General features: G+C 70.6%; 14 protein-coding genes and 1 pseudogene. 9 read left to right on the top strand and 6 right to left on the bottom strand.

What is annotated here, in order from left to right:
• Window positions 1-322, bottom strand: a pseudogene (locus tag G537_RS0128490) (NAD(P)(+) transhydrogenase (Re/Si-specific) subunit alpha); the annotation flags it as partial.
• Between the two features lie 218 nt (window positions 323-540).
• On the opposite strand from G537_RS0128490, the gene G537_RS0128485 reads away from it, so the two are divergent.
• From G537_RS0128485 to G537_RS0128470, 4 genes are all read left to right on the top strand, one after another.
• Window positions 541-1,029 carry a hypothetical protein gene (locus G537_RS0128485; protein ID WP_026872976.1) on the top strand — a complete coding sequence of 163 codons (489 nt, stop codon included), beginning with the start codon at window positions 541-543 and terminating at the stop codon, window positions 1,027-1,029.
• A gap of 116 nt (window positions 1,030-1,145) precedes the next feature.
• Window positions 1,146-3,200, top strand: a complete 2,055-nt coding sequence (locus tag G537_RS0128480) for a DUF4139 domain-containing protein (RefSeq protein WP_026872975.1) — start codon at window positions 1,146-1,148, stop codon at window positions 3,198-3,200.
• A 258-nt stretch (window positions 3,201-3,458) separates the two neighbouring features.
• The gene (locus G537_RS0128475) at window positions 3,459-3,755 is read left to right on the top strand and encodes a hypothetical protein (protein ID WP_026872974.1); all 297 of its coding nucleotides are present in this window, start codon (window positions 3,459-3,461) and stop codon (window positions 3,753-3,755) included.
• Between the two features lie 35 nt (window positions 3,756-3,790).
• A complete protein-coding gene (locus G537_RS0128470; protein WP_026872973.1) occupies window positions 3,791-4,507 on the top strand; it encodes a helix-turn-helix transcriptional regulator in 717 nt (238 codons plus the stop codon).
• A 123-nt stretch (window positions 4,508-4,630) separates the two neighbouring features.
• On the opposite strand, the gene G537_RS40425 is transcribed toward G537_RS0128470, so the two are convergent.
• Complete coding sequence (locus G537_RS40425; protein WP_051249248.1) at window positions 4,631-5,614, bottom strand: agmatinase family protein; 984 nt, start codon at window positions 5,612-5,614, stop codon at window positions 4,631-4,633.
• A 29-nt stretch (window positions 5,615-5,643) separates the two neighbouring features.
• Window positions 5,644-6,756, bottom strand: a complete 1,113-nt coding sequence (locus G537_RS0128460; RefSeq protein WP_026872972.1) for a branched-chain amino acid ABC transporter substrate-binding protein — start codon at window positions 6,754-6,756, stop codon at window positions 5,644-5,646.
• Between the two features lie 153 nt (window positions 6,757-6,909).
• Here G537_RS0128460 and G537_RS40420 point away from each other — a divergent pair, with 153 nt between their 5' ends.
• The 4 genes from G537_RS40420 (at window position 6,910) to G537_RS0128445 (ending at window position 9,221) form a co-directional block, all read left to right on the top strand.
• Window positions 6,910-7,791, top strand: a complete 882-nt coding sequence (locus G537_RS40420) for a LysR substrate-binding domain-containing protein (protein WP_051249247.1) — start codon at window positions 6,910-6,912, stop codon at window positions 7,789-7,791.
• A gap of 144 nt (window positions 7,792-7,935) precedes the next feature.
• Complete coding sequence (locus G537_RS0128450) at window positions 7,936-8,511, top strand: manganese efflux pump MntP (protein WP_034853345.1); 576 nt, start codon at window positions 7,936-7,938, stop codon at window positions 8,509-8,511.
• 59 nt (window positions 8,512-8,570) lie between these two features.
• Entirely contained in the window at window positions 8,571-8,807 is a 237-nt protein-coding gene (locus tag G537_RS40415; protein ID WP_034853343.1) for a hypothetical protein, read from the top strand.
• Between the two features lie 3 nt (window positions 8,808-8,810).
• Window positions 8,811-9,221: a PIN domain-containing protein gene (locus G537_RS0128445; protein ID WP_034853341.1), complete on the top strand. Its 411-nt coding sequence runs from the start codon at window positions 8,811-8,813 to the stop codon at window positions 9,219-9,221.
• A gap of 27 nt (window positions 9,222-9,248) precedes the next feature.
• Here the strand turns inward: G537_RS0128445 and G537_RS0128440 are convergent, their stop codons facing one another.
• Window positions 9,249-12,758, bottom strand: coding sequence for an indolepyruvate ferredoxin oxidoreductase family protein (locus G537_RS0128440; protein ID WP_026872969.1), 3,510 nt, complete (start codon window positions 12,756-12,758; stop codon window positions 9,249-9,251).
• A gap of 446 nt (window positions 12,759-13,204) precedes the next feature.
• Here G537_RS0128440 and G537_RS0128435 point away from each other — a divergent pair, with 446 nt between their 5' ends.
• Window positions 13,205-14,557, top strand: coding sequence for an ABC1 kinase family protein (locus G537_RS0128435; RefSeq protein ID WP_026872968.1), 1,353 nt, complete (start codon window positions 13,205-13,207; stop codon window positions 14,555-14,557).
• 2 nt (window positions 14,558-14,559) lie between these two features.
• On the opposite strand, the gene G537_RS0128430 is transcribed toward G537_RS0128435, so the two are convergent.
• Window positions 14,560-15,798, bottom strand: a complete 1,239-nt coding sequence (locus tag G537_RS0128430) for an NAD(P)/FAD-dependent oxidoreductase (protein WP_026872967.1) — start codon at window positions 15,796-15,798, stop codon at window positions 14,560-14,562.
• A gap of 3 nt (window positions 15,799-15,801) precedes the next feature.
• Complete coding sequence (locus G537_RS0128425) at window positions 15,802-17,025, bottom strand: MFS transporter (RefSeq protein WP_169516742.1); 1,224 nt, start codon at window positions 17,023-17,025, stop codon at window positions 15,802-15,804.
• Between the last annotated feature and the right edge of the window lie 58 nt (window positions 17,026-17,083).

Here is a 17,083-nt window from a genome sequence, read left to right as displayed (position 1 = left end):
CCGCGTCGTCATACGGGTCCAGCACCCCGATCAGCGCCGCGCCCTTGGGGATCAGCGCCAGCTCATCCAGCTCGCCCTCGCCCGCGCGCAGCGGCCGCCGCACCTTCAAGACCACATCGGCCCCGGCCAGCGCACTCGCCGCATCCGGCGCCACCTCCGCCCCCGCCGACCGGTACGCCTCGTCCGGCACCGCGCTGCCGAGGCCGGCCCCGGCCTCCACCACCACCGCCGCCCCCAGACCCACCAGCTTCCTCACGCTGTCCGCCGTCGCCGCCACCCGGCGCTCACCCTCCCACCGCTCCCGCAACACCACTATCCGCATGGATCGTTCTCCCTTCGGCGTTCTCGGCGATGGATCCGCAAGTTTTTCCCCGCGGCGACGCAACGTCCGACCATGCCTCAGCCCGCCGCCCGCTGTCCACGATCCTTCCACCTGAAACAGCGGAACCCGGACGGGGCCTCGCGCCTTGATTCCTCGAAGCCGCAGCGCCGCGCCCCGTCGCGGTTCGCGGCATGGAGAAACGCCCTCGAGGATCCACCTTGTCCACCTTCCTGCGTACCCTTGCCCTCACCGCCGCCGCTATCGGCGCCGTCGCCTGCGTGCCGCAGGACGGCTACTACAACGGCGGCTACTACAACGACGGCTACGCCGACAGCGGCTACTACGACGACGGCTACTACCGTCAGGGCGGCTACAGCCGCGTCGACGACCGCTACTACCGCCGCGACCGGAACGACCGCGCCAACAGCTGCCGCCGTGCCTATAACGGCGTCTGTGACGAGGGCCGCTATGGCGGCACCAATCGCTGCGACGACGGCACCGACACCGCCGACTGCCGCGGCTACGCCAGCCGCGACCGCGACCACGGCCCGAACAGCTGCCGCCGCGCCTATAACGGCGTCTGCGACGAGGGCCGCTACGGCGGCACGAACCGCTGCACCGACGGCACCGACACCGCCGACTGCACCGGCGGCGGCCGGCGCGGCCGGCGCGACTGGCGCGACGACGACGGCTGGCCGTTCGACTGAAGGCTGATCCGGGCGAGGCCGGCATCTTTCCGCCACGCTCGGCTCCACACGGCCGCGGCGTCGCCACGATCTCCCCGCATGGTCGGTCCTGCGACCGATCCTGAAGGGGGACCCGCATGACACCGATCCGCCTCGCCCTGCCCGCCGCCGCGGCCGTGGCCTTGCTGGCCGTGCCCGCCGCCGCGGCCGAGCCGCTGGCGCTGAAGCGCGTGCTGCTGTCGACCGGCGGCGTCGGCTATTTCGAATACGAGGCCAGGGTCACCGGCGATGAGACCCTGGACCTCGCCGTGCCGCTCGACCAGGTCGACGACGTGATGAAGAGCATCGTCGTCTATGACGACAAGGGCGGCATCGGCGAGATCAGCCTGCCCGGGCGCGAGCCGCTGGCCGCCGCCTTCCGCGAGATGCCCTTCGGGCCGGAGGCGCTGTCCTCCCCCGCCGACCTGCTGAACGCGCTGCGCGGCGCCGAGGTCCGGGTCGAGGGTGCCCGCGCCTTGTCCGGCCGCATCCTGTCGGTGGTGGCGGAGACGTCGAAGGACAAGGACGGTGCCCAGATCACCCGCCATCGGGTCAGCCTGATGACCGCGGCCGGGGTGCGGCAGTTCCTGCTGGAGGAAGCGGACGGGCTGCAATTCGCCGACCCGGCGCTGCAGTCGAAGCTGGATTCGGCTTTGGCCGCCCTCGCCCGCGATTCGGCCAAGGACCGGCGCACCCTGGCCATCCGCGCGACCGGCGACGGCGAGCGCACGCTGCGCGTCGGCTACGTCGTCGCGGCCCCGCTGTGGAAGACCAGCTACCGGCTGACGCTGCCGGCCGGTCCGGCGGCGGGGACGGCGGCGCTGCAGGGCTGGGCGGTGCTGGAGAACATGAGCGGCGCCGACTGGAACGGGGTCGACCTGACCGTGGTCTCCGGCAACCCGGTCACCTTCCGCCAGGCGCTGTACCAGAGCTACACCGTCGCCCGGCCGGAGGTGCCGGTCGAGGTGCTGGGCCGGGTGCTGCCCCCGGTCGACGAGCGAGCCCGCGACGCTGACGGCGCCGGGCCGGGCCGCGCCCGTGCCGCCATGGGAGCCGCCGCTCCGCCAGCGCCGATGAGGATGATGGCGGCGCCGGCCGCGGAAGCGCCGATCGCGGACGAGATGGCCGCCCCGCAGCAATACGCCCAGGTCACCGCCGCCGAGTCGGGCGAGACCGCGACCCAGGTCACCTTCCGCCTGCCCGAGCCGGTGACCGTCGCCGCCGGCCATTCCCTCCTGGTGCCGATCATCGACCGCGAGGTCCCGGCCAGCCGGGTCGACCTGTACCTGCCGCAGACCGAGCCGAAGCACCCGCTGGCCGCGGTCGACCTGAAGAACGACGGCCAGACCGGCCTGCCGCCCGGCGTGCTGACGCTCTACGAGCGCGGTGCCGATGGCGCCGTCGCCTATGTCGGCGACGCCCGGCTGGGCGCGCTGCCGGCGGGCGAGACCCGGCTGGTCAGCTTCGCCGTCGACCAGAAGGTGACGGTCGAGCGCGAGGACAAGCGCGACGACACGCTGGCCCGCGCCCGCATCGTCGACGGCGTGCTGGAGCTGACCACCACCCAGCGCGCCAGCGTCACCTACGCCGTCACCGGCGCCGCCGGCGAGGACCGCACGGTGCTGCTGCAGACGCCGCGCTTCGAGGGCTGGACCCTGGTCGAGCCGGCCGAAGGCCCAGGGAAGAACGAGGTCGAGGTTGTCGCCGGCCAGTACCGCATCCGCCAGGCGGTGCCGGCCGGCAGGACCGAGACCGTGACGGTGACGCAGGAGCAGCCGTTGGCGCAGACCATCGACCTGGCCGCGGATGCCGACGACCAGATCGCCGCCTGGGCCGAGGACCGCACCCTGCCGGCCGATGTGCGCCGGGCCATGGCGGATCTGGCCGGCCGGCTCGCCGTCATCCGCGACCATGAGGCCGAGGCCGAGCGGCTGGAGCAGCGCCAGGCGGAGATCGGCGAGGAGCAGGCGCGGCTGCGCGAGAATCTCGGCGCCGTGCCGAAGGACAGCGACCTGTTCCAGCGCTATCTCGGCAAGCTGAACGACAGCGAGAGCGAGCTGGAGCGGGTCGGCGCCGATCTCGCCGAGGCCCGCCACGCCGTCGACGCGGCACGGGCGGAGTTCCGCCAGTCGGTGCGCAAGCTCAACGTCTGACACCAGCGGCGGGAGATTCCGGACGGCTGGCGCTTCCAATACCGTCATGGCGAGGCGCGCAGCGCCGTGGCCATCCAGGGCCGGTCCGAGCTGCCCTGGATGGCCACGCCCCTTCGGGGCTCGCCATGACGGTTCGGTGTCTCCAGTCACCGCTATGAAGGACGCCCCATCCCTCCTGACAGAATGCTGTCAGGAGGGATGTCGTAATGTCTCCCCATCGACAGCCCGCAGCCGGGCCTCACAGATGGAGAGACACCGATGGCCTTCGTCACCGAGGTCGTGCTGTTCCGCGCCAGGCCCGGCATCGCGGTCGAGACCGTGGTCGAGGCGGCGGAGGGCTCGCGCCAGGCGCTCGCCGGGCTGGACGGCTATATCGACCGCAGCTTCGGCGTCGGCGCCGGAGGCGAGTTTGCCGACATCGTCCGCTGGCGCGACATGGCCGAGGCCGAGGCCGCTGCCAAGACGGTGCCCGGCCTGCTCGGCTTCAACCGCTTCACACAGGTGATCGACGGGCCGAGCGTTCGGCTCTATCACTTCAGGAGCCGTTCCCTCTGAACCTTCCGCCTGCCCCTTCGGCGGGCGTCCCGCCGATGCGCCGAGCCGACCGCCTGATCCAGATCCTGCTGCTGATGCGCGGCCGCGCCCTGGTCACGGCGCAGCAGCTCGCCGAGGCGCTCGAGGTTTCGGAGCGCACGGTCTATCGCGACATGGCCGACCTCTTGGCCAGCGGCGCGCCGATCGACGGCGAAGCCGGGGTCGGCTACCGGCTGCGCCGCGGCTTCGAGCCGCCGCCGGTGCAGTTCACCGCGGAGGAGCTGCTGGCGCTGAGCCTCGGCGCCCGCATGGTCGCGGCCTGGACCGACCCCGCCCTGGCCCGCGCCGCCGGCAGCGCCGCCCGCAAGATCTCCGGCGTGCTGCCGGAGGCCAGCGCCGCCTCGCTCGACGAGGTGCCGATCCATGCCCCCGGCCGCCGGCCCTATCCGGTCGAGCTGATGGAGCCGATCCGCATCGCGATCGCCGAACGGTGCAAGCTGCGGCTGCACTACAACGCGCCGGAGGCGACGACCGAGCGGATCGTCCAGCCGCTGGGCCTGTTCTTCTGGGGCAATCGCTGGACCGTCACCGCCTGGTGCGAGCTGCGCCAGGATTTCCGCAGCTTCCGCCTCGACCGGATCGATTCGATGGAGCGGCTGGAGGAGCGGTTCCAGCCTGTCTCGGGCCGGACCCTGCAGGACTATCTGAACCGCGAGCGCGAGGCGCGCGAGGCCGAGGAACTGAAGGAGCTGGCCTCCCGTTCCGGCTCCTAGAGGCCGCCGGCGGCGGCCGCCGAACCGACCGGAGGCGTCGCGTGCGATACATCCTGCTCTGGCTGCTCGGAGTGCCGATCCCGATCCTGATCCTGATCTGGCTCTTCTTCCGCTGACCGCGCCTCAGCCGGCCCGCCCGGCCAGGCCGAACAGGAAATTGAGGACCAGGGCGGCACCGGTGCGGCCGGTGATGTCGTCATGGTCGAAGGGCGGCGAGATCTCGACCAGGTCGAAACCCACCGTCTTCGGGTGAGCGCCGATCCGGCGCAGCGCATCCTGCACATCGCGCGCGTCCAGCCCGCCGGGGTTCGGGGCCGCGGTGCCGGGCGCCTGGCTCTGGTCGATGCAGTCGATGTCGACCGAGACATAGAGCGCATCCACCCCGTCGGTCGCCAGCGCCAGCGCTTGCTCGACCACCGCCGCCATGCCGCGGCGGCGCGCCTCCAGCGCCGGGATCACCGTCACCCCCTGCTCCGCCGCGTAGCCGGCGAGCTGAGGCGAATTGGCGAACTCCGCCATGCCGATCTGCACCAGGTTGCGCCCGGACAGAGCCCCGTCCAGCAGCTCCAGCGACTTGCGGAACGGCACGCCGCTGGATTCGGCGCCGAGATGCGCCTTGCGCAGGTCGTGATGGGCGTCGAAATGGATCACGCCCAGCCGCTTGCCGGGCCCGAGCGCCCGGACCACGCCCCGGATGATCGGGAAGGAGATCGAGTGATCGCCGCCGATCGCCACCGGCACGATGCCGCGGCCGACAACGGCCGCGATGGCCGCGCTGATCCGGTCGTGGCTGCCCGGCAGGTCGGTGACGACCGTCGGCACGTCGCCGACATCGGCGGCGCGGAAGCCGGTCATCGCCCGGCCTTCGCCGCTGCTGTAGGTGGTGTAGTACATCATCGACCGGCGCACGGCGTCCGGCCCATGGCGCGACCCGGTGCGGACCACCGAGGCGCCATCGAAGGGGATGCCCAGCAGCGCCGCCTGCAGCCCCTGCCACCGCCCGTCCCATTCGAGCCAGCTTCCGGCCCGGTGCTCACCGGGGTCGCCCTTCATCGTGTTGACCACGAGGCCAGGAGGCATCAGGCCGGGATCGGTCGCTTCGGACATGGTGTGCTCCGGTTTCGGGGATAGGTCGGTCAGTTCAGCTCGGCATAGGTGCCGCCGCGCCAGGCGTACATGACGTAGGACGGGTCGACGACGTCGCCCTTCGCGTCGAAGCGGATCGGCCCGATCACGGTGTCGAACGTCCTGCCGCTGCGCAGCGCCGCGACGATCGCCTCCGGCTCGGCGCTGCCCGCGGCCTCCGCCGCCTGGGCCAGCACCTGGAAGGCGGCGTAGCTGTAAAGGGCAAAGCCGTCCGGGCTCTCGCCGCGCGCCTTCAGCGCCTCGACCACCGCCTTGCCGGCAGCGCTGCTGCGCGGATCGGGCGGATGCGTCATCAGCGTGCCCTCGGCGGCGGTGCCGGCGATGGCCCAGAAATCGTCGGCCAGGATGCCGTCGCTGGCGACGAAGACGGCGGCCAGCCCCTGGTCGCGCGACTGGCGGATCAGCAGGCCGGCCTCCGTCTGGTAGCCGCCGTAATAGACCGCCTCGACGCCGGCGTCCTTCAGCTTGCTGACCACGGCCGAGAAGTCGCGCTCGCCCTGGTTGATGCTCTCGACCAGCACCTCCTTCAGGCCGGCGGCGTTCATCGCCTTCCGCGTCTCCTCGGCCACGCCGGTGCCGAAGGCGGAGCGGTCGTGGACGATCGCGACCTTCCTGTAATGCGCCGCCAGGTAGCGGCCGGACACCGAGCCCTGGGCGTCGTCGCGGCCGCAGACCCGGAAGATCTCCTGCCAGCCCTTGGCCGCCGCCTCGTCGGTCAGGGCCGGGTTGGTCGAGGCGGGCGTCACCATCGGGATGCCGCTCTCATGATAGACGGCCGCGGCCGGGATCGAGGAGGAGGAGCAGAAATGGCCGACCACCGCGGCCACCTCGCGGCCGGCGAGATCGTTGGCGACGCTGACCGCCTGGCGCGGGTCGCATTGGTCGTCGCCCAGCTCCAGCGTGACCCGGCGGCCGAGGATACCGCCCCTGGCGTTGATGTCGGCGACCGCCAGCTCGGCGCCGCTGGCCATCTGTTCGCCGAACGACGCCTCCGGCCCGGTGAACGGCCCCGCCGCCCCCAACCGCAGCTCCTCGGCCCGCGCGGCGCTCACATTTTCCGCCGCCAGCGCGGCGGCCGCCAGGACGGTGCTGGCGATCAGCATGCCTCGAATGGCGCAACCCATGACTTCGCCCCTGTCGGATGGTCCGGGCGTCTTGGCGCGCCCGGTGATGCATCCACCCTATCGTGACGCCTACTTGACACAAAATGATCAAATCTCAGGAAATAGATGATCTGAATTCATGAAGGCGATGCCATGCGCCTGCCCCTCGACCCGCTGCGCACCTTCGACCTGGCGGCGCGCCATGAGAGCTTCTCCCGCGCCGCCCGAGCCCTGCACCTGACCGACAGCGCCGTCAGCCACCAGATGCGGAGGCTGGAGGAGGCGGTGGGCTTCCCGTTGTTCGAGCGGCGCGGCCGCCGCGTCGTCCTGACCGGCGCCGGACGGCTGTTCCACCGCACCGTGCATGACAGTCTGGAGACCGTCGCCGCCGCCGCCACGCTGCTGGCGGCGCGCGCCGGCGAGCTGGCAGGGCCGCTGGTGATCGGCGCGCCGCCGATGTTCGCCAGCAAATGGCTGGCGCCGCGGATGGCGGAGTTCGTGCGGGCCCATCCGACCGTCGACTGCACCGTGCGGGTGCTGGACAACGATGCGGTGGCGACCGCCGGGGTCGATGTCGGCGTCACCTTCGGCGGCGGTCCTTGGCCGGGACAGTGGTCCCGCATCCTGGCGGAGGTGGCGCTGTCCCCGGCCTGCAGTCCGCGGCTGTTCGGCGACCGCGGCGGCGTCATCCCCGATCCGTCGGCGCTGGGCGAGGTGCCGCTGCTGCACCAGGACGACGGCACTGAATGGCGCCGCTGGTTCGAGGCCGCCGGGGTGAAGGCGCCGCATGCCGCGCGGCAGATGCATTTCTCCGACATCAGCGTCGCCATCGACGTCGCGCTGCACGGCGGCGGCATGGTGCTGGTCAGCGACGTCCTCTCCTCCCAGCATGTCCGCGACGGCGCGCTGGTGCGTCCCTTCCCGGTCCGGATCGCGGCGGAGGGGCAGTGGTGGGTGCTGTGCGACCCGCGCCGGCTCGACCTGCCGGCGGTGCGGATGTTCCTGGCCTGGCTGACCGCGCAGTTCGACGGCTGACGGAGCGAGCCGGCGGCACAGGGTTCAGCCCCGGCTTCACTCTGCAGCGAAGCCGAAATATCCATTACAGAACAAAGACTTGCGCCGTTGACCATGGCGGCCGCGCCACTATCCGGGATCATTGCCCGTCACCCGGATGCCATCGTGCCCGTCGCCACCACCCTCGGCCTCGCCCTCAGCCTGTCCATGGACGCCTTCGCCGCCGCGGTCGGCAAGGGCGTCGCGGCCCGCCGCATCCCGATCCGCGCCCAGGCGGCGGAGGCGTTGCGGGTCGGCGTCGTGCTGGGCGGGTTCGAGCTGGCCATGCCGCTGCTCGGCTGGGCGCTGGGCATCGCCTTCGCCGAGGCGGTGGCGGCGGTCGACCACTGGGTCGCCTTCGTCCTGCTCGGCCTGGTCGGCGGCCGCATGGCTTGGCACGGCATGGCGCCGGAACGGATCGCGGCACCGGACCGGCGGTCGGGCCTCGGCGCGCTGGTCATGGCCGGCATCGCCACCAGCCTGGACGCCACCGCGGTCGGGGTCAGCCTCGCCTTCGTCCGGATCGACATCTGGACCGCCAGTCTGACCATCGGCGCGGTCACCTTCGCCATGTGCCTGCTGGGCTTCCTGCTCGGCCGCAACGCCGGGGCGCGGCTCGGCCGGCTGGCCGAGGTGCTGGGCGGGCTCGGCCTGATCCTGGTCGGCGCCCGGATCCTGGTCGAGCATCTGGGAGGGGCTTGAGCTTCCTTCGACACCGTTGCCGAGTTGACCGCGATCCAGGACAGGCGTACTGTGAAAATATGAAGAACATCACAGTTTCTGTGGACGACGACACGTATCGGCGGGCACGCATGAAGGCCGCCGAGCGGGACACCTCTGTTTCGGCTCTCGTCAAACAGTTCCTGAATGAGCTGGCCCAGGAAGAGAGCGAAGCTGAACGGCTGAAGCGGGAAGAAGCCAAGCTAAGGGCCTCCATACGCTCGTTCCGCGCGTCGAACCGTCTGTCACGCGATGACATTCACCAGCGTGGCGCCTGAATTGTGGGTCCGTTCCTCGACACCAATATTCTGCTGTATTCGATCAGCAATGCAGCGGAGGAATCAGAGAAGCGCGACCGGGCGCTGGCGCTGCTGGACCGCGATGACTGCGTTCTATCAGTGCAGGTCCTGCAGGAATTCTACGCACAGGCGACCCGCGCCTCACGGCCCGATCCCCTTCCCCACGAAATCGCAGCGGGCCTGATCCGCACTTGGCTGCGCTTTCGAATCCAGGAGAACACCGTCGCGATCCTCGAGACAGCGCTGGAGATCAAGGCGCTTCACCAATTCTCGTACTGGGACAGCGCCATCATTGCCGCCGCTCGCGCCGCCGGCTGCCGCGAACTCTTCTCGGAAGACCTGTCGCACGGCCGCACGATCGAGGGCGTTACTGTCATCAATCCGTTCCGGTGACGCGGCGTCTGATGCGCCGCGCAGGTCCTACTCCGCCGCCAGCTTGGGCGCGGCCGGGGTGCGCAGCGCGGCCAGCAGCTCGGCCTCGCGCGCCTTGGCCTTCTCCCGGTTCTCCTCCTTGATGTGGCCGTAGCCGCGGATCTGCTCCGGCACCCGGGCGATGGCGACGCAGACGGCGTGCGTGTCCGGCCCCAGCCGGGCCAGCAGTTCCTCCACCACCGCCTCGTAATCGGCGATCAGCTGCCGCTCGGCGCGGCGCTCGGCGGTGCGGCCGAACGGGTCGAGGGCGGTGCCGCGCAGCCGCTTCATCCGCGCCAGCAGCCTGAACGCCTTCAGCATCCAGGGCCCGAAGGCGCGCTTCTTCAGGTGCCCGGTGTCCGGATCCTTCTCGGCGAGGGTCGGCGGCGCCAGGTGGAACTCGAGCTTGTAGTCGCCCTCGAACTGCGCCTCGAGCTGCTTGAGGAAGCTGCCGTCGGTGTAGAGCCGGGCGACCTCGTACTCGTCCTTGTAGGCCAGGAGCTTATAGTAGTTGCGGGCCACCGCCTCGGTCAGCTCCTCGCGGCCCAGCCGGGCCTCGGCCGTCCGCACGCGGTCGACCAGCGCCCTGTAGCGCGCGGCATAGGCGGCATCCTGATAGGCGGTCAGCTGCTCGACCCGGCGGGCGATCACCTCGTCGAGCGTGCGCGACAGCCGGTGCCCGTCCTCCTGCGGCGGCGCGGCCAGCCGGTCGACCCGGGCGAGGTCGTAAGCGGCGCGGCGGCCCCACAGGAAGGCAGCCTTGTTCATGGCGACCGCCGTGCCGTTCAGCTCGATCGCCCGCTCCAGCGCCTCGTGCGACACCGGCACCAGCCCCTTCTGCCAGGCGTAGCCGAGCATGAACAGGTTGGTGGCGATGCTGTCGCCCAGCAGCGCGGTGGCGAGGCGGGTGGCGTCGACGGCGTCGAGCAGCGCCGGGTCGCCGCCGTTCTTCGCCAGCGTCTGCAGCATCGGCTTCGCCGGGATGGAGAAGTCCGGGTTCTGGGTGAAGGCGCCGGTGATGGTCTCGTGGCTGTTCACCACCTGCCGGGTCAGGCCGGGGTGGATCTTCGACTGCGCCTCGCCCGAGGCCGCGACCACCAGGTCGCAGCCCAGCATCAGCCGGGCGCCGCCGGCGGCGATGCGCACGGCGTGGATATCCGAAGGATCGCGGGCGATCCGGACATGGCTGACCACGGCGCCGCCCTTCTGCGCCAGCCCGGCCTGGTCCAGCACCGAGACGCCCTTGCCTTCCATATGGGCGGCCATGCCGAGCAGCGCGCCGATGGTGATGACGCCGGTGCCGCCGATGCCCGTGATCATGATGCCGTAGGGCTGGTCGAGCGACGGCAGCTCGGGCTCCGGCAGCGCCGGGAACAGGTCGGTCACGCCCCCTTCCGTCTTTTCGGCCGCCGCCGGCTTCGGCTTGCGCAGCTTGCCGCCCACGACCGAGACGAAGGACGGGCAGAAGCCGTTGACGCAGGAATAATCCTTGTTGCAGCTCGACTGGTCGATGGCGCGCTTGCGGCCGAACTCGGTCTCCACCGGCACCACCGACAGGCAGTTCGAGGCCTTGGAGCAGTCGCCGCAGCCCTCGCACACCGCCTCGTTGATGAACACCCGGCGGGCCGGGTCCTCCATCGTGCCGCGCTTGCGGCGGCGGCGCTTCTCGGCGGCGCAGGTCTGGTCGTAGATCATCACCGAGACGCCGGGCGTGTCGCGCAGCTGCTGCTGGATGTGGTCCAGCCGGTCGCGGTGCTCGACCGCGACGCCCGCCGGCAGCAGCTTGCTCTGGGTCCCCGGCTCGCCGTAGATCTCCGGCCGGTCGGTGACCACGACCATGGTCTGGACGCCCTCGGCCCGCAGCTGGGCCGCGATCATCGGCACGGTGATAGTGCCGTCCACCGGCTGGCCGCCGGTCATCGCCACGGCGTCGTTGTAGAGGATCTTGTAGGTGACGTTGACGCCGGCCGCGAGCGCCGCGCGGATGGCCAGGCTGCCGGAATGGAAATAGGTGCCGTCGCCCAGATTGACGAAGACGTGCTTCGTCTCGGTGAACGGCGCCTGGCCGATCCAGGCCACGCCTTCGCCGCCCATCTGGCTAAAGGTCTCGGCATGCCGGTCCGGCATCCAGGTCGCCATGTAGTGGCAGCCGATGCCGGCCATGGCGCGGCTGCCCTCCGGCACCCGGGTCGAGGTGTTGTGCGGGCAGCCCGAGCAGAAATAGGGGATCCGGTCGACCGCCGCCTTGACGATCTTCTTCTGGCCCTCGCGCTCCTCCAGGTAGCGCACCCGCTCGGCCAGGCCGGGATGGTCCAGGTACTTCAGCAGGCGCCGGCCGATCGCGACCGCGATCTGCGCCGGCGTCAGCTCGCCGGTCGAGGGCAGGATCCAGTCGCGCTTCTCGTCGAACTTGCCGACGATCACCGGCCGCTTGTCGGCGTGCCAGTTGTACAGCTGCTCCTTCAGCTGGTTCTCGATCAGCGCCCGCTTCTCCTCGACCACGATCAGCTCGTCGAGGCCCTCGGCGAAGGCGCGCACGCCGGTCGGCTCCAGCGGCCAGGGCATGCCGACCTTGTAGATGCAGATGCCGAGCTGGGCCGCGAGGTCCCGGTCGATGCCGAGGTCGTCCAGCGCCTGGCGGACGTCGAGATAGGACTTGCCGGTGGTGACGATGCCGAAGCGATGCCGGCCGCTGTCATAGACCAGGTGGTCGAGCTTGTTGGCGCGGGCGAAGGCGAGCGCGGCGTACAGCTTGTCGCGCATCAGCCGCTCCTCCTGCACCAGCGGCGGGTCGGGCCAGCGGATGTTCAGCCCGCCGGGCGGCATCGGGAAGTCGTCCGGCAGCACGATCTGGACGCGGTTCGGATCGACGAAGACCGAGGCCGAGCTGTCGACGTTCTCGGCGATGGTCTTGAAGCCGACCCATAGGCCGGAATAGCGGCTCATCGCCCAACCGTAGAGGCCGTAATCCAGGATCTCCTGGACGTTCGCCGGGTTCAGCACCGGCATCATATGGGCGATGAACGCGTGCTCGGACTGGTGCGGCACGGTCGAGGACTTGCAGGCATGGTCGTCGCCGGCCATGACCAGCACGCCGCCGTGCTTCGAGGTGCCGGCGAAGTTGGCGTGCTTGAACACGTCGCCGGTGCGGTCGACGCCCGGCCCCTTGCCGTACCAGATGCCGAAGACGCCGTCGACTTTCGCGCCGGGCCACAGCCCGACCTGCTGGCTGCCCCACACCGCGGTGGCGCCGAGATCCTCGTTCAGCCCGGGCTTGAACTCGATGTTCTGCTTCTGCAGGAACTTGCGCGCCGCCCACAGCGCCTGGTCGTAGCCGCCGAGCGGCGAGCCGCGATAGCCGGAGATGAAGCAGGCCGTGTTCAGCCCGGCCGCCTCGTCGCGCCGTCGCTGCATCAGCGGCAGGCGGACCAGCGCCTGGATGCCGGTGAGATAGATGCGGCCGGAGTCGAGGATGTACTTGTCCTCGAGGCTCACGGGAGCAAGCGCCGTTGCCGTCATCAAATGCCTCCCGAAAGGCCGCCGGTCTGTCGCCGCGGCCACCCCTAAGAGGTAATCTTCTTTCGCCCCATGGACAATCGGGGGGAGGGCTCCGGCGAAAGAAAGCAATGGGGAACCGACAGCCTTGCTGTCCTTGATCCAAGATTTCCGCGTTTCCGGAAAACGCGATGGAAACGAACCCGACTTAGGCCTGGAGGGCGCCTGCGTCGCGCTCAGCCGCAGTTTCTCACTGTCATGCCCGGGCTTGACCCGGGCATCCAGGGCATGTCGATGCCGCTCTGGGTGGCCCCTGGATCGCCGGGTCAAGCCCGGCGATGACAACATGGGTTGAGACAGGAAAGGCCGCCCCCATCCGTCACATGCGACACCGGCGGGGATGACGGATCGGGGATCAGCCCCTAGATAGGTCGGGCGGCCGGGCCCGGCCGCGCGACTCCGGTTGGATCATGGCCGACGAAGAGAACAGTTTTGGTGGCCGGCTGCGCCGCTATGCCCGCGTCTCCGGCGCTATGGGCGGCCTCGCCGCCCGCATGGCGGGCGAGCGCTATCTCGGCTTCAAGGTCGACCGCGAGGCCCATGCCAACGAGCTGCGGGCGGCGCTGGGCGGGCTGAAGGGCCCGCTGATGAAGGTGGCGCAGATGCTGGCCACGATTCCGGAGGCGGTGCCGAAGGAATATGCGCAGGAGCTGCAGCAGCTGCAGGCCAACGCGCCGTCGATGGGCTGGCCCTTCGTCAAGCGCCGGATGGCGAGCGAGCTGGGCCAGGCCTGGCAGTCGAAATTCAAGAGCTTCGAGCACGAGGCGGCGGCCGCGGCCTCGCTCGGCCAGGTGCACCGGGCGGTCGGCCTCGACGGCCGGCGCCTCGCCTGCAAGCTGCAGTATCCGGACATGCAGTCGGCGGTCGAGGCCGACCTGAAGCAGCTCAAGCTGATCCTCGGCATCTTCGAGCGCTACGACCGAACGGTGTCGACCAAGCAGATCCACACCGAGATCGCGGAGCGCCTGCGCGAGGAGCTGGACTACGCGCTCGAGGCCCGGCATTCGCAGCTCTACGCCGAGATGCTGGCGAACGAGCCGAACGTCCATGTCCCCGAGGTGGTGCCGGAGCTGTCGACCAAGCGCCTGCTGACCACCACCTGGCTCGACGGCGAGAAGATCCTGACCTTCGTCCAGGGCAGCGAGGAGCAGCGGGCGCAGCTGGCGCTGAACATGTTCCGGGCCTGGTATGTGCCGCTCTACTATTACGGCGTGATCCACGGCGACCCGCATCTCGGCAACTACACGGTGCGGCCGGACGATTCGATCAACCTGCTGGATTTCGGCTGCATCCGCGTGTTCCCGCCCAGCTTCGTCGGCGCCGTGATCGAGCTGTACCGGGCGCTGGAGACCGGCGACCGCGACCGCGCCATCGAGGCCTACCGGACCTGGGGGTTCAAGACCATCACCAAGGAGCTGGCGGATGTGCTGAACCTCTGGGCCAGCTTCCTCTACGGGCCGTTGCTCGAGAACAAGGTGCGGCTGATCGGCGAGGCCAAGGGCGGCGTCTACGGCCGCGAGACCGCCGAGCAGGTGCACAAGGAGCTGCGCCGGGTCGGCGGGGTCGAGGTGCCGCGCGAATTCGTGTTCATGGACCGCGCCGCGCTCGGCCTCGGCTCGGTCTTCATCCACCTCAAGGCCCGGGTGAACTGGCACAAGCTGTTCAACGAGCTGATCGCCGATTTCGACCAGGAGGTCATGGCCAAGCGGCAGAAGGCGATCCTGAAGAAATACGGCCTGTCCCTGCCGGCGCCGAGCGCCTGAGGCTAGCCGCCCCACCGCGCGGGGAGGAAGGGCGCGGGATCCGCGAAGGGACGGTCTTCCGCCATCATCTCCGCCAGCAGGCGCCCGGTCGCCGGGCCCAGGGTGAAGCCCTGGTGGCCGTGGCCGAAGTCGAGCCAGAGCCCCGGGTGGCGCGGCGCCGGCCCGACCACCGGCAGCATGTCCGGCATGCAGGGGCGCAGGCCTGCCCAGGGCTCCGCCTCCGCGCCCGGGCCGAAATCGAGGAGCGTGCGCGCGGCCCGCTCGGCCCGCGCCAGTTGCACCGGGGTCAGGGGCGCGCCGGGCGCCGCCAGCTCGGCCCCGGTGGTGATCCGGAGGCCTCGTGCCATCGGCGCCATGACGTAGCCATGGGCCGAATCCAGCAGCGGCAGGTCGAGCGCCGCGCCGGGGTAGTGCCGGTGGTAGCCGCGCTTGAGCACCATCGGAAAGGCATAGCCGAAGCGGCGCAGCAGCGCGGGTGACCAGGGCCCGAGCGCGACCACGGCGTGCTCCGCCTCCACGGGGCCCTCGGCCGTGTCCACAAGCCAGCCGCCGGACCGCGCCGGCGTCAGGCTCTCCGCCGCGCCGTTCGCGAAGCGCCCGCCCTCGCGGCGGAACAGGTCGGCATAGGCGCCGACCAGCGCGCCCGGATCCCGCACGGTCCAGGGGTCGAGCCAGTGGATCGCCCCTGCCCCGGCGTCGCGGAGCGCCGGCTCGGCGGCGGCGAGCCGGGCCGGGGTCAGGGCCTCGGAGGCGACGCCGTATTCCGCCCGCAGCCGCTCCGCCTCGGCCACCGCGGCCGCCATCGCGGCGGCGTCGCGATAGAGGATGCGGAATCCGTCCCGCCGCACCAGGCCGGCCACATCGGCGTCCTGCATGAACTCTTCATGGGCCGGAGCGGCCTGGGCGATCAGGCGCGCATAGGCCGCCGAGATCCGGCGGTGGCGGGCCGGGGCGGAATGCCGCCAGTAGCGCAGCAGCGCCGGCGCGTGCCGCGGCAGCGACCGCCAGTGCAGATGCACGTCGTTCGTCCGCCCCGCGGCGATGGCGACGATCGAGGCCCAGTCGCGCGGCATGGGATAGGGTTCCACCGCCTCGCTCTGGATGATGCCGGCATTGCCGTAGCTGGTGGCCCGGCCGGGCTGCAGGCGGTCCACCAGGGCGACGTCCCAGCCGCGCCGGCGCAGATGCAGCGCGGCGGAAACGCCGACCATGCCGGCCCCGAGGACGATGGCGCTGCGCATCTCTCAGCCGGCCGGCCGCAGGCTCGGGGCCGGCGCCCGGGTCCGGATCGTCGCCGCCGCGACGACCGAGACCGCGGTCATCACCAGGAGGAAGTTGAACGCCGCGTCATAGGTGCCGAGGCTGGCGACGAGCACGCCCATGACATAGGGCGCGACCGACCCGGCGCTCTGCCCGCCGGTGTTGACGATGCCGACGCCGGTGCCGATCTGGTCGTCGGCCAGCACCTTGGTCGGCAGCGCGATCACGGTGGCGAGCACGAAGGATTTGAAGAAGTAGACCAGCGACTGGAAGAAGATCACCCCGGCGATCGTCTCCGACCGGTACATGGCGTAGAGGAAGATCCCGGTCAGGACGGCGCTGCCGATCAGCAGGTACTTCTCGCGCTGGGGGAAGAACCTCGTCATCACCCAGCCGCCGATGGCGGTGGCGATGGTGGCCATCAGGAAGGGCACCGGGGTCAGCAGGCCGACCGACTTCAGGTCGAGCCCGCGCTGCTGCAGCAGATAGGTGGGCATCCAGGAATCGAGGCCCTTGTTGACGCAGCTGAGCCCGAACCAGACCACCAGCAGCTGCCAGATCAGCGGGTTCTTCATCAGGTCGCGCACCGGCGTGCGCGGCCGCCCGCCGCTTTCGGCGACCCGCGGCGCCGGGCGCCGGTACGGCACGGCGAAGAAATAGCTGACGGCGAAGACGATGCCCGCCACCCCGACGATCTCGAAGGCGTGGCGCCAGCCGAAGGCGATGATCAGCGGCGCCATGATCAGCGGCGCCAGCATGCTGCCGAGATAGTTCGAGGAGGTCAGCAGGGCCGAGAATTTCGGTCGGGAATCCTTCTCCACCAGCTCCGCCACGCCCTTGACGCTGGCCGACGGGAAGCCGCCCTCCGCCAGGCCGAAGATGAAGCGGATGACCAGCAGCGAGGCCAGCGACCATGCCTGGCTGGTGAGGATGGTGAAGACGGACCAGGCGGCGATGGTCGCGATCACCACGTATTTGGAGCCGAACCGGTCGGCCAGCCAGCCGCCCGGGATCTGCATGATGGCGTAGCCGAGGAAGAAGATGCTGAGCACGGCGCCCAGCTCGTCCGGCTTCAGCCCGAACTCCTGGCCGACATGGGTCAGCGCCAGCGACATCGCCGCCCGGTCGATATAGGAGATGCAGAAGGCGACATACAGCAGCGAGAAGCCAATGATCGCCGTCCGGTTGACGGATATCTTCCTCAGCACGAACGCCTCCGCTTTTGTGTTCTGATGCTTGTCGCCCCCGGTTCTCCGGGGGTCGCGG

Source organism: Inquilinus limosus DSM 16000 (assembly GCF_000423185.1).
Taxonomy (GTDB): Bacteria; Pseudomonadota; Alphaproteobacteria; order DSM-16000; family Inquilinaceae; genus Inquilinus; species Inquilinus limosus.
This window is presented reverse-complemented; position numbering and strand designations above follow the sequence as displayed.